Below are 12,753 nucleotides of genomic sequence, written 5' to 3' on the forward strand. Positions count from 1 at the left end.
CTAGAATTGTAAGCGGTTACTTTAAACTATTTTTCTATAATAAATTCTGAAAACGTGTTAAGCTAGTAGAGGGATTATTAGAACTATTAAGACAATAATCCGCTTACATGAACGATGGGAGGCTTCACGATGTCTAGTAAAACACTTGCGAAATTTTTAGAAGAAAATTTAGAGGATTTAAAATCAAAGGGGCTTTATAACGTAATTGATCCGCTTGAGAGTTCAAATGGACCGATCATTACAATTGGCGGAAAAGAATATATTAACTTATCTTCAAACAACTATCTGGGATTAGCAACAGATAGCCGTTTGCAAGAAGCAGCAATTGGTGCTATTCATAAGTACGGTGTTGGAGCAGGGGCTGTTCGTACAATTAACGGTACTTTAGATTTGCATATTAAGTTAGAAGAAACAATTGCAAAGTTTAAACATACAGAAGCAGCAATTGCTTATCAATCAGGATTTAACTGTAATATGGCAGCGATTTCAGCTGTTATGGATAAAAATGATGCGATTCTTTCAGACGAATTAAATCATGCATCTATTATTGACGGTAGTCGTTTATCAAAAGCAAAAATTATTGTTTATAAACATTCTGATATGGAAGATTTACGCCAAAAAGCAATCGCGGCGAAAGAATCAGGTCTTTACAATAAATTAATGGTAATTACAGATGGTGTCTTTTCGATGGATGGAGATGTTGCAAAACTACCAGAAATTGTTGAGATTGCAGAAGAGTTAGATTTAATGACATACGTAGATGATGCACACGGTTCAGGTGTACTTGGAAAAGGTGCAGGAACTGTAAAGCACTTCGGTCTTTCTGATAAAGTTGATTTCCAAATTGGTACATTATCAAAAGCAATTGGGGTAATTGGTGGATATGTAGCAGGGAAACAAAACTTAATTGACTGGTTAAAAGTTCGTTCACGTCCATTCTTATTCTCTACAGCATTAACACCAGCTGATGCAGCAGCTTGCATGAGATCAATTGAAATCTTAATGGAAAGCACAGAGTTACACGATCGCTTATGGGAAAATGGCCGCTACTTGAAACAAGGATTAAAAGAACTTGGCTTTAACATTGGGGAAAGTGAAACGCCAATTACACCTTGTATCATTGGGGACGAAGTATTAACACAAGAATTTAGTAAACGTCTAAATGAAGAAGGTGTATACGCAAAATCTATCGTGTTCCCAACTGTAGCAAAAGGAACAGGGCGCGTTCGTAATATGCCTACAGCAGCTCATACGAAAGAAATGTTAGATGAAGCAATTCTTAAGTATGAAAAAGTAGGAAAAGAAATGGGCATCATTTAAGTAACGACATCTTTTGAATAGCTTGCAAATGAGGAGTGGGGAAAATGAAAAAAATTCTAGTAACCGGTTCTTTAGGGCAAATTGGTTCTGAACTAGTAATGAAACTTCGTGATGTATACGGCGCATCAAATGTTATTGCAACAGATATTCGTGAAACAGATAGTGAAGTAGTAACGTCTGGTCCATTTGAAACGTTAGATGTAACAGATGGACAAAAACTACATGATATCGCAAAGCGTAATGAAGTAGATACAATTATTCATTTAGCAGCTTTACTTTCAGCAACAGCAGAAAAAAATCCGTTATTTGCATGGAATTTAAATATGGGTGGACTTGTAAATGCTCTAGAAGCAGCTCGTGAATTAAACTGTAAGTTCTTCACGCCAAGTTCTATCGGTGCATTCGGTCCATCGACGCCAAAAGATAATACACCGCAAGATACAATTCAGCGTCCTACTACGATGTATGGGGTAAACAAAGTAGCAGGAGAATTACTGTGTGATTATTATCATCAAAAATTTGGCGTAGATACGCGCGGTGTCCGTTTCCCAGGTTTAATTTCTTACGTAGCTCCTCCAGGAGGCGGAACAACTGATTATGCAGTTGAAATTTATTATGAGGCGATTAAAAAAGGTGCATACACCTCATACATTGCTGAAGGAACGTACATGGACATGATGTATATGCCTGATGCTTTACAAGCGATCATTTCATTAATGGAAGCTGATCCAAGTAAGCTAGTGCATAGAAATGCATTTAACATTACAGCAATGAGCTTCGAGCCAGAGCAAATTGCAGCGTCAATTCGTAAACACATTCCGACGTTTACAATGGATTATGCAGTAGATCCAGCTCGTCAAACAATCGCTGATAGCTGGCCAAACTCTATTGATGCAACAGCAGCAATGAAAGAGTGGGGCTTTAAAGCAGAATACGATTTAGACAAAATGACAACTGACATGCTGGCTAAGTTAAAAAAAAAGCTCACAGCTGAGTTAGTGATGAATTAATAGGAAGAGTCGATTCTTAGGAATCGGCTCTTCCTCATTTTTGGAAGGAGAGAAGTCTTATGCAAAGAGTTGATGTCGTATATGCACTAATACATGACGAAGAAACAGATAAAATATTAATGGTACATAATGTAGAACAAAACGTTTGGTCATTGCCAGGTGGGGCTGTGGAAAAAGGTGAAATATTAGAGGAAGCACTAATAAGAGAAGTGAAAGAAGAGACAGGTTTAACTGCTACGTTAGGTGGACTTGTTGCGATCAATGAAAAATTCTTTGAAGAATCAGGGAATCATGCGCTATTCTTTACATTCCGAGCGAATGTAGAAAAAGGTGAACTTATTGCGAAAGATGAAGGTGAAATTTCTGCAGTAGAGTGGGTGGATCGAACAATTGCGAATGAGCGCTTCCCATACTATGACGGAGGATTTGAATATTTGTTAGAAGTAGCCATTCCATACAAGTTTCAACCAGAAACAAAGTAATTGAACGAAAAAACAGGAGCCACAAGGCTCCTATTTTCTATTCAATCGTCTTCAGTAATAATTTTTTCAGTAATGGTTTAATCTTCAGTCGTAAATCTTCAGCGTGATTTGCAACTAAGAAGTGATGGTTATAAATGTTTTTCATCAATTGATAAGTTGCTTCTTTCGCTTCGCCTTCTTCGATGAAGATACCGATTACTTCCATACCACTTTTACGCGCGAGTTTAACAGCTTCATGCGTATCTAAAATTCCGTCTTGTTGATAGTCTAGCGCAGAAGGCTCACCGTCTGTGAAGACTAGTAAGAATTTATGTTTCTCAGGTCTTTTGGCAAGCTTTTCAGAAACGATACGAATAATATATCCGTCGCGGTTATCTTCTTCTTCACGAAGTTGCATAATTTCTGGACCAACGTTTGGTAACGTTGAGTTTTTATAATTTACAACTTCATGGATAACGTTCGGCTTATCTTCAGGTTTAGCGCTAGAGGCATCTTCCCAAAATCCGCTAATAGCGTGCGGGATTTTTAAAGATTTTAAAGCTTCATGGAATAGTACAACACTCTTCTTCGTTTCTTCCATTTTGTTATACATAGAACCAGAACAGTCAACTAATAGTTGGAATGCAACGTCGAGCTCTTGTGATTCTTGCCCTTTTTTATAAAACATGCGAGGCTGCTTTTCAGTATAAATACGAAGGAATTTCTTACGAAGTCTTCCGTAATATTTATCACTATTTGCATTCGTTTTATTTTCAATCGTTTTTTCGATAATTTTCTTTAATTCTTTTACATCTTTATTAACGACTGATTTGATAGCTTGGTAATCCTTTTTCTCATCAGGATTTGGTTTACGTGCTTCTTTAAATGTATGAGAAGCGCCAGTGTTATATTTACCATATGCACCATCATTTTGACTAGAAGTGTGTGAAGCCCTTGCTTCTTCTGTATCAGCGCCATCAAAGTTGGATTGTGTACTTTTTTGAGAAGTACCTTGTACAGAACCAAGTGCTTGGTCGCCATCTTCTGATTCACGAGCAGTATCGCCCATCATGTTTGTTTTTGTTCCGCTTTCTAATTCAAAGCGTAAAAAGTTCTCGTTTTCGTTATTTTTATTTTCACGATGCCATGTGGAGAAACTTTCATCCATTTTGTTTTTATTTTCATCGTCATCTATAAGCTGCGTATCATCATTTGCTAAATCTTCGACGCGACAGTTCTTTTCGTCTGCAAGAACAGATAAATAAAGCGGTGCATGTCCGAAATAGTTGTTAAGCATATCACTTTCAAGAAGCTCCTCTAAGCGGTAGCGAATTTTCTCAACGATATACATAATATCTTCCGTATTACGAGCTTGGAATGTTTCATGCAAAATAGCTTCAATTTGTTCGAAATATTCATTATTAAACATTTCATATTTATCGCTCGTTAATGAAAGATAGCATAGGCAAAATAGACGATCACCGTGATAGTTACGAACGCGATTGATTTCATTTTGTGAGCTAAAGTAATTGCGATACATTTCTTTTCTTCTTTTAAAAACATGCTTCGTGCCAGGACGTAAGTTCTTTACAATTTCCTCAACGCGTAAATCTTCTAATAGAACAAATAATTGTGTTAAAAACTTTTTTAGGGGCGATTCTTGCAATTCAATCGCATAAGAACGAATTAAAGTCATGTCCGAGTAATGTTTATTACCAAGTGCTTTTAAGAACACTTCGCTTTTTAATCCGATTACTGTATCTTCTTCTTTTCGATCATCCCAAAAGTGACTAATGACAACTTTCTTTTCAATTTCGTCGTAGTATGCTTTATAGCCATATTCAAGATAGGCATCGTCTTCTTTTAGAAGGGCATACATTAAGTTTTCCATTTGTAGAAACAGCGACGCATCAATTTTTTTGTCACTAAAAATTTGTCTCATAAATTATCCCTCAAAGAAATAACTTTCTGCTAATTCACGGACAGTCATTTGTTCTGTTTCATCATTAAGTTTTGCAATTATGCTTCGTTCAATCGCTCGCATAACAGGAATATATACACCTAAATCACATGCGTCGATAATGCCACGAATACTTGCCGCTTCTTCACTTACACGTCCATCGCGAGCTAAAGGCATAAGGTCGCTTGCAAAGGCAACGAACTTTTCAATTGTTGCAACATCTTTTAATTTTGATTCTGCTAATAATAATTCTTTTAATGTATCACCTTGAATGTAAGGAACTTCAATAATAACGAAACGGTTTTTTAACGCTTCGTTTAGTTCACTTGTTCCAACGTAACCTTCGTTAATCGCAGCAATTACACGGTATTCGTCATCACCGTATACAACCTCTTGTGTAAATGGGTTTGTGATCATTTTACGGTAATCTAATGCGCCGTGAAGAAGTGGTAACGTTTCAGGTTTTGCCATATTGATTTCGTCAATATATAGGAAGTGACCGTTCTTCATTGCTTTCATAAGAGGACCGTTAACGAATGAAACTTCAGATGCACCATTTTTCGTTTGTAGTGTGTTGTATCCTAAAATACCCTCTACATCTAAGTCGACAGAGCAGTTAATGCTATGCATTGGTTTTTGGAATAAAGAAGAAAGAGTTTCCGCTAGTACTGTTTTACCACTACCAGTCGGTCCTTTTAATAGAATGTTCTTGCCAAGAAGAAGTGCTGTAATCGCATCTTCAATAATGCTATTATCAGACGCTTTATATATTTTCGTTCCGATTAAATGTGCGTTTTCACCAGCTTCTTGCTTATTCTTTTCATGAATCGTAGAAAGCTGTTGTTTTAAATCAGCATGTATATGAAATTGTTCTAACATGTATTTCCCACCTAACATTATTTTCATAAAGTAATACATCTTATGATAACTTGTTTTAATATGGTATGCAAAGAAAAGGAAGGAGGATAAAGGGAAAAGAAAAAGCAATCAAGATGAAGTTGATTGCCTACAGTAAAGGAGAAATGAGCCTCATGAAAGACTCCAATATGCGTTTTTTTATACTTCTTTTTTGGAAAGAGTTCCATTTAATTTCAGTTGAATGTTTAAAATCTTCTTCAAAATCACGTTTAATATCGTGAACTGTTTTTGATTCATAAAGTACACTAATAATTTCGTAATTCAATTCAAAGCTACGTACATCCATGTTCGCTGTTCCAATAGTTGCAATTGTATCATCAACGAGTACAATTTTTGCATGCATAAAACCATCTTTATAACTGTAAATAGAAGCACCAGCTTTTAAAAGCGGAGTGAAATAGGATTGAGATGCTTGATCACTAATGATGCTATCACTTTTACCTGGATATAAAATCCGTACATCTATTCCGGCAATTGCACTTAAGCGTAATAATGTTAAAGTTTCTTGATCTGGAATAAAGTAGGGTGTAGCGATCCAAATGGATTTTTTTGCAGAACCCATAACAGCTAATAATGTATTACGAATACTTTTATCATCGGAGCTTGGTCCGCTTGCTACGATTTGAACAGCACCTTCTGCATTTGAAATCTCTTTACCTGGGAAGTATTGTCTATTCATGAATTGATCCCAGGAATAAGTATTTAAACCACTAGAGGCATAGAGCCAGTCTTCTAGAAAGATTGCTTGTAATTTATATAATGCTTTTCCTTCTATTTTTAAATGACTATCACGCCAAACAGGAAATTTCTTGGAACGGCCAAGATATTCATCACCGACATTGAGTCCTCCGGTAAAACCAATTTCGCCATCTACAATAACAATTTTTCGATGGTTACGATAATTGACAGTTTCAAGTAACCAAGCTGAAAAAATAGGGTCAAATTCTACAATTTCAATCCCAGCTTCTTTCATAGGGTGCAAAAATCGTCGTCTTAACGTATTACTTCCAAGGCCATCATAAAGGAAGCGTACAATAACACCATCTTTTGCTTTTTGTATTAAAGCATCTCGAACTTTTGTACCAATTTCATCAGATTTATAAATGTAGTATTGAATATGTATATGATGTTTTGCTTGCTCTATAGCTCGCAAAATTTCTGAAAATGTTTGATCTCCGTTTGTTAAAAGTTTTGTAGTTGTTTTATCTGCAGCAGGACCGCCTCCAAATTTTTGTATGACTTCTGTTAAATGTATGGAACGTTCATTTAGTGGGACTGTGAGTAATAACTCTAGTCTTCTTCCTTCTAATATTTCACGGAATAATTTTCTTTGTTCTTCTGAACGATGGAGATGTTTTTTTCTTCTCCAGCGGCTGCGCCCGAAAATAGCGTATAATAGCACACCTATAATAGGAAGAAGTGCTAATACTAAAAACCATGCTAATGTACTTTGTGGAGATCTATTTTCTATAAAAATAACGAATGAAATTCCTACGATTGTGATGGACCATAGAGCACCGACAAATGTATATAACGAGATATACGATGTATTTAATAGGAACAGAACGATAGATACAATTGTAAATATTAATAGTAATTGAACGATAGGCTTCTTCATTTCTATATAATTCCCCTAATCTTTTTTCAATATAGACTTCTTAAATAGAAGATGTAATATGACATCTTTATTATAAGGTGTTTTGCTTTTTTTACAAAATATAGACATTTCACCTATACTTTCCGCATTTGTCCTACATACAGTGTACTATCCCATTTTTTATCCCACTCTTAACGCATATGAAAATGAAAAAATCGAAAAGGAGCGGAGAAACATGAATTATATAGAAAATAATGGATTGTATTATCGAAATCATCATGGAGGACACAATCATGGTGGGCACAATCATAACGGTGGACATCATCACCATGGAGGACACAATCATGGTGGGCACAATCATAACGGTGGACATCATCACCATGGAGGACACAATCACTATGATCACCATCATCATCACGGAGGCGGATGGGGCTGGGGTGGTGGTAGTTCATGGGGAGGCGGATTTTTCCCTGGAAGCTTTGCAGGAGGAGTGTTAGGCGGACTGACAGCTGGTGCATTAACAGGTGCAACAAGTGGAGGGTATTATCCGGCTCCATATCCAGTAGCTTATCCGTCGCCATACCCTGTAACGTATCCAATGCCATACCCAGGTTATCAGCAAATACCATATTCGTATTAAACTAAAAAAGAGGCTATCCTCTTTTTTAGTTTAATACGGTATTTATTTATAAAATACTTCCAAAATTAAGGTGAAAATATGTTAATATTTTGTTATTGTAATTCAAAAACATATACATTGATGTAGAGTTTTATATTATTATTCGTGAATAGTTATGTAGTATGTTCTAATTTCTATTTCGTTATTAAAAACAAAGAGATCAGATGTGAGTGGTATTAGTTGGAAACAAGGCTTGCATAGAGCCACTTAAAGGGATTGCAGTATAATAAGGTACGAAATAATTAGGGAGATGAGAAGCTACTATTTATAATTAGAACGGTATAATATTGCTTTTTATTACAAATAATATTATGTTATTTTAATCGGTCTATTCAAAAAGATAATTTATGTAATGGGCTAGTATTAGAAAATGAAATATCTCTATTTCTATGAAGAGAAACAGGTTGTGTTTTAGTCAGATAGAAGCAAGGAGAGATGCGCATGCTAGAACAGAGAGGTCATGCATTATATGACTCTTCATTGCGAGATTTAAAGTTAGCATTAGATGAGTCTTCAATTGTTGCAATTACAGATCGAAAAGGTCTTATTACATATGTAAATGATAAATTTTGTGAAATCTCTAAATACAAAAGAGAAGAATTAATTGGAAAAGATCACCGTATTTTAAATTCAGGACATCATCCAAAAAACTTTTTTCAAGACTTATGGAAGCGTATTTTGAATGGGAAAGTATGGACAGGTGAGATTCGGAATCGAGCAAAAGATGGTACATATTATTGGGTCAAAACAACAATTGTTCCATTTTTAAATGAAAAAGGAGAGCCATACCAGTTTATCGCAATTCGAAATGATATTAGTAGTAGAAAAGAAGCGGAACATAGATTGCGGCTAAGTGAAAGTCGTTATAGGGAACTTGCCTATCATGATGCTTTAACGAGTTTGCCTAACCGTTTACAATTAATAACGACCGTTAACGAATTGATTGCAGATAAAAAAGAATTTGGTATGATTTACTTTGATTTGGACCGTTTTAAATTAGTAAATGATACATTAGGTCATATGATAGGGGATTTACTTTTAAGTGAAGTTGCTTCAAGGTTGCATTATGTACTAGGAGAGAAAGATGTTCTGGCTAGGCTAGGTGGCGACGAATTTGTGCTGTTAACAAAAAATCATAGACAAGATGATATGAGTCAGTTAGCGACATCTGTGTTGTCATGTTTTCAGGCACCATTTATGCTGGAAGGCCATGAAGTATACATTTCAGCTAGTCTGGGACTTTGTTCTTATCCACAAGACGGACAAGATGTGGAAACGTTATTGAAAAACTCTGACTTAGCTATGTATAGTGCAAAAGAACAGGGGAGAAACGCTGCGTGTTTCTTTACAGATGAGCTACGCGCGAAAATAAATCGTAGAATGAAAGTTGAGTTTGCTTTGCAAAAGGCAATTCGTGATGAAGAGTTAGATGTAGCATTGCAGCCTATTATTGATTTGAAAACGAAGAGATATTCTGGTATAGAAGCTCTAGTACGTTGTATGACAGAAGACGGACCTATTTCACCAAGCGAATTTATCCCTGTAGCTGAAGAGTCTGGACTTATTATAAAACTAGGAGACTGGGTATTAGAAAAATCATGTCGCTTGTTTAAAACATTGCCGAATTATCAAGAAGGACTAAAGTTATCTGTGAATTTATCTATACAACAATTAATGCAGAAACGTTTTATTTTATCAGTACGTAGCATTTTAAAGAGAACTGGTTTTCCTCCGAACCGTTTAATATTAGAAATAACGGAAAGTATTGCAGTCCGCCATTTTGATTATATTATTGCTACATTACAAGAATTAAGAAATATGGGTGTTTTAATTGCTTTGGATGATTTCGGAACTGGCTATTCTTCCTTATATTATTTAAAACAACTACCACTGGATATTGTAAAAATTGATCGTAATTTTATTCGTGAATTTCATTATGATCACGCACAACCAGAACGAACGATTGTAAAATCCGTTATTGAAATTGCTCATAGTTTAAATTTAGCAGTAGTTGCTGAAGGAGTAGAAACAGTAGAGCAAGAGAGTTTGTTGCAATCAATGAGCTGTGATTATGTACAGGGATTTTATTATGCGAAACCTTTATCTGTAGGAGAGCTAAAAGAAAAGTTAATTACAGATTTTTAATAAAAAAGAGAAGCCAGCAGCTTCTCTTTATTTAATCCGTTTTTTGTGAGTCTTTCATTAGTACTGGATAAAGAATAAGACCTAATACGAACAATCCAATTCCTAAGAAGAATGTTTTTAAATCAGCAGTTCCCGTTTTGATAACCCAAATGGAGTATATCAACGCTAATGTCGTAATGATTCCATCTTTTACTCGAGATCCTGGCAGTATATCATACGTTTCTCCTGTAATAACTAATTTTAATTGGTACAAGGTAGAAACAAGGTATGGAATTAAATAGGCTAATGTTGCTACGACGATAGCGAAACTATACGCTTCTGAAACAGTACCAGAAATCGTTGAAAATAAGAAAATTTGCGTCATTACATTTGTAATCAATAATGATTTTGAAGGACTACCTTTTTTATTTGTTTTCCCGAAAAACTTAGGGAAAAGTCCATTTTTTGCTGCCTGGTAAGGTACCTCTGAACTAACAACAATCCAGCCAACTGTAGATCCAAATAAAGATATAAGAGCGAGTAAAGCCATTATATATGCACCTTTATTTCCAATTGCTAAATTTAATGCGTCTACTAATGGTTTTTGAGACTCTTTTAAAGCATCTTGCGGAAGAGCTCCCATTGTAAGTAAAGTAATTGACATGTAAATAAGAAGAGCGATAATTAATCCGAAAATCGTAGCTTTTTTTACATCGCGCTGTGATTTTGCACGATTAGAAAGCATAACTGCTGATTCAATACCGATAAATGCCCAGAGTGTTGCAATAGCAGCTGAATTGATTTGTCCACCTAATGAGATTGATTGTCCTGCTTCATTCATAAAGGTTTGACCGTCTCCGAAATTAGAGGCGTTGAAAATGAATAATGTAATTACAATAAACATTGTAAATCCAATAATTTTTGCAATGGTAGCAAGTAGATTCATGTTTCCAGCTCGATCAATATTTTGAGAAAGAATATATTGAATTCCCCACAGCATAAGGCTACATACGAGGAAAGTTAATCCTTTTCCGAGTTCCAGTGAAAATCCATTTATTGAAAAAAGAATTTGCTTACTTTGTAAAACTGGAAAGAATGTTGATAAATATCCAGCAAAGGAAATAATAACAGATGCTGTTGCAGCCCAGTTAGCAGCCCAATATCCCCATGCCATACTATATCCTGCAACTTTACCAGCTTTTTTTGAAGGAAACATCGCTTGAGCATAGCTTTGTGGTCCAGCTTTTAATTCTGGTTTCCGAATCGCTAAATTTCCAAATACAAGTGCAATCATAAATACGCCAAGGCCTGTAATACTCCATGCGAGTGTAGAACCCATTGGCCCTGATACTTGTGCTAAATTTGCTGGAAGCATAAATACGCCACCGCCAACCATATTCCCGATAACAAATGCTGTTAAAACCCATAATCCCCATTTTTTCGTTTCCATTTTTGTTAACTCCTTTGTAGTAAGTTTTGCTTAAACATCATTTTTTACTAGCTTTTTGACAATAAAAAAAGAGCCATGTAGATAAAAAAATACCTACATGGCTCTTTCGCCAAAGCGTAGGTACAACGGGAATAACCCTTGTACCTACGCGTAATTTTTCCGCTAGGTTTCAAGGGTTACGTATGATGATGATGTTTTTGTGCAAATGTAACTACAGTTGTTGTATAAGTAAGCATAGTTCTTTGCTCCCTTTCTCCTCTGATTTTGAAGTTAGTATACTACATGTTTTTTTGAATGAAAAGAAAAATATAAAAATTTTTATAAAAATACGTTTTAAAGATTAAATATTTACCTATATTTTTCTTGTACTGGAAAATAAGTGAGAGATTGGCAGAAGAGTGAAGCATGTTATAATACATATAGAATTAGAAGGTGACAAGGGGCTATTGTAGATGATGAGTAAGTATGAACAAATTTATACAGAAATCAGTAAATCTATTGATAATAAACAATTAAAAGAGGGATGCAAAATCCCATCAGAAACAGAATTAATGAAGCAGTATGAGGCAAGCCGAGGCACGGTAAGAAAAGCTGTAGATTTACTGCAAGAGCGTGGATATGTGCAAAAAATTCATGGAAAAGGTGTTTTTGTTTTAAAGCGAAAAAATATTGAATTTAATTTTGGCGGTATTGTAAGTTTCCAAGAAGAAAATGAACGTTTGGGACGTCATTGTATTACGGAAGTTGTGGAAATGGACAAAGAAAAAGCCACAAAAGAAATTGCGAAATTATTAAATGTAAAAGAAAAAACAGAGATTGACCATATTAAACGTGTACGAAATATTGATGGAGAAAAAGTAATTTTAGATATAAATCATTTTGTATCTGAGTTTATTCCAGGATTAACGAAAGAAATTGCAACTGCATCGATTTATAAATACATCGAGAAAGAGCTTGGGCTACATATTAGTTATTCGCAGAGGGTAATAGAAGTACAGCCATGTACAGAGGATGACAGAAAGTATTTAGATTTAAATGGAACAGACTATGTTGTCGTTGTGAAAAACTTTACACATTTGTATGATGGAAGTCAGTTTGAATATACAGAATCACGCCACCGTTTAGATATTTTTCACTTTTCGGATGTGGCACGCAGGAAGTAAAGAGGTGGAACAAAATATTGTTTCATCTCTTTTTTTTATAAAAAAAACACAAACTCGTATATACGAGTGTT

General features: G+C 35.2%; 10 protein-coding genes. 6 read left to right on the forward strand and 4 right to left on the reverse strand.

Annotation, left to right across the window (positions count from 1 at the left end):
- The first annotated feature begins 129 nt into the window (after nucleotides 1-129).
- From MR112_RS25735 to MR112_RS25745, 3 genes are read left to right on the forward strand one after another with little or no spacing between them, the layout of a single operon-like run.
- Nucleotides 130-1,320 carry a glycine C-acetyltransferase gene (locus MR112_RS25735; RefSeq protein WP_000095905.1) on the forward strand — a complete coding sequence of 397 codons (1,191 nt, stop codon included), beginning with the start codon at nucleotides 130-132 and terminating at the stop codon, nucleotides 1,318-1,320.
- A 44-nt stretch (nucleotides 1,321-1,364) separates the two neighbouring features.
- Nucleotides 1,365-2,330, forward strand: coding sequence for an L-threonine 3-dehydrogenase (locus tag MR112_RS25740; protein WP_000723125.1), 966 nt, complete (start codon nucleotides 1,365-1,367; stop codon nucleotides 2,328-2,330).
- A 59-nt stretch (nucleotides 2,331-2,389) separates the two neighbouring features.
- Complete coding sequence (locus MR112_RS25745) at nucleotides 2,390-2,812, forward strand: NUDIX hydrolase (RefSeq protein WP_242245638.1); 423 nt, start codon at nucleotides 2,390-2,392, stop codon at nucleotides 2,810-2,812.
- Between the two features lie 37 nt (nucleotides 2,813-2,849).
- On the opposite strand, the gene MR112_RS25750 is transcribed toward MR112_RS25745, so the two are convergent.
- The 3 genes from MR112_RS25750 to MR112_RS25760 all read right to left on the reverse strand — a co-directional run bounded on the left by MR112_RS25750 (nucleotide 2,850) and on the right by MR112_RS25760 (nucleotide 7,287).
- A complete protein-coding gene (locus MR112_RS25750; RefSeq protein WP_242245640.1) occupies nucleotides 2,850-4,733 on the reverse strand; it encodes a vWA domain-containing protein in 1,884 nt (627 codons plus the stop codon).
- 3 nt (nucleotides 4,734-4,736) lie between these two features.
- Complete coding sequence (locus tag MR112_RS25755; RefSeq protein WP_000892983.1) at nucleotides 4,737-5,630, reverse strand: ATP-binding protein; 894 nt, start codon at nucleotides 5,628-5,630, stop codon at nucleotides 4,737-4,739.
- A gap of 127 nt (nucleotides 5,631-5,757) precedes the next feature.
- The gene (locus tag MR112_RS25760) at nucleotides 5,758-7,287 is read right to left on the reverse strand and encodes a cardiolipin synthase (RefSeq protein WP_000743025.1); all 1,530 of its coding nucleotides are present in this window, start codon (nucleotides 7,285-7,287) and stop codon (nucleotides 5,758-5,760) included.
- A 214-nt stretch (nucleotides 7,288-7,501) separates the two neighbouring features.
- Between MR112_RS25760 and MR112_RS25765 the strand changes: the two genes are divergently transcribed.
- Together MR112_RS25765 and MR112_RS25770 are read left to right on the forward strand one after the other, a co-directional pair.
- Entirely contained in the window at nucleotides 7,502-7,906 is a 405-nt protein-coding gene (locus tag MR112_RS25765; RefSeq protein WP_242245643.1) for a cobalt transporter, read from the forward strand.
- Between the two features lie 480 nt (nucleotides 7,907-8,386).
- A complete protein-coding gene (locus MR112_RS25770) occupies nucleotides 8,387-10,090 on the forward strand; it encodes a putative bifunctional diguanylate cyclase/phosphodiesterase (RefSeq protein ID WP_063225515.1) in 1,704 nt (567 codons plus the stop codon).
- A gap of 31 nt (nucleotides 10,091-10,121) precedes the next feature.
- Here MR112_RS25770 and MR112_RS25775 read toward each other — a convergent pair whose 3' ends face one another.
- Nucleotides 10,122-11,519, reverse strand: coding sequence for an amino acid permease (locus MR112_RS25775; protein WP_000448447.1), 1,398 nt, complete (start codon nucleotides 11,517-11,519; stop codon nucleotides 10,122-10,124).
- A gap of 452 nt (nucleotides 11,520-11,971) precedes the next feature.
- Between MR112_RS25775 and treR the strand changes: the two genes are divergently transcribed.
- Entirely contained in the window at nucleotides 11,972-12,682 is a 711-nt protein-coding gene (gene treR, locus MR112_RS25780; RefSeq protein WP_000987242.1) for a trehalose operon repressor, read from the forward strand.
- Nucleotides 12,683-12,753: the final 71 nt, after the last annotated feature.

This window comes from Bacillus cereus group sp. BfR-BA-01330 (genome assembly GCF_022663885.1).
GTDB classification, from domain to species: Bacteria; Bacillota; Bacilli; order Bacillales; family Bacillaceae_G; genus Bacillus_A; species Bacillus_A cereus.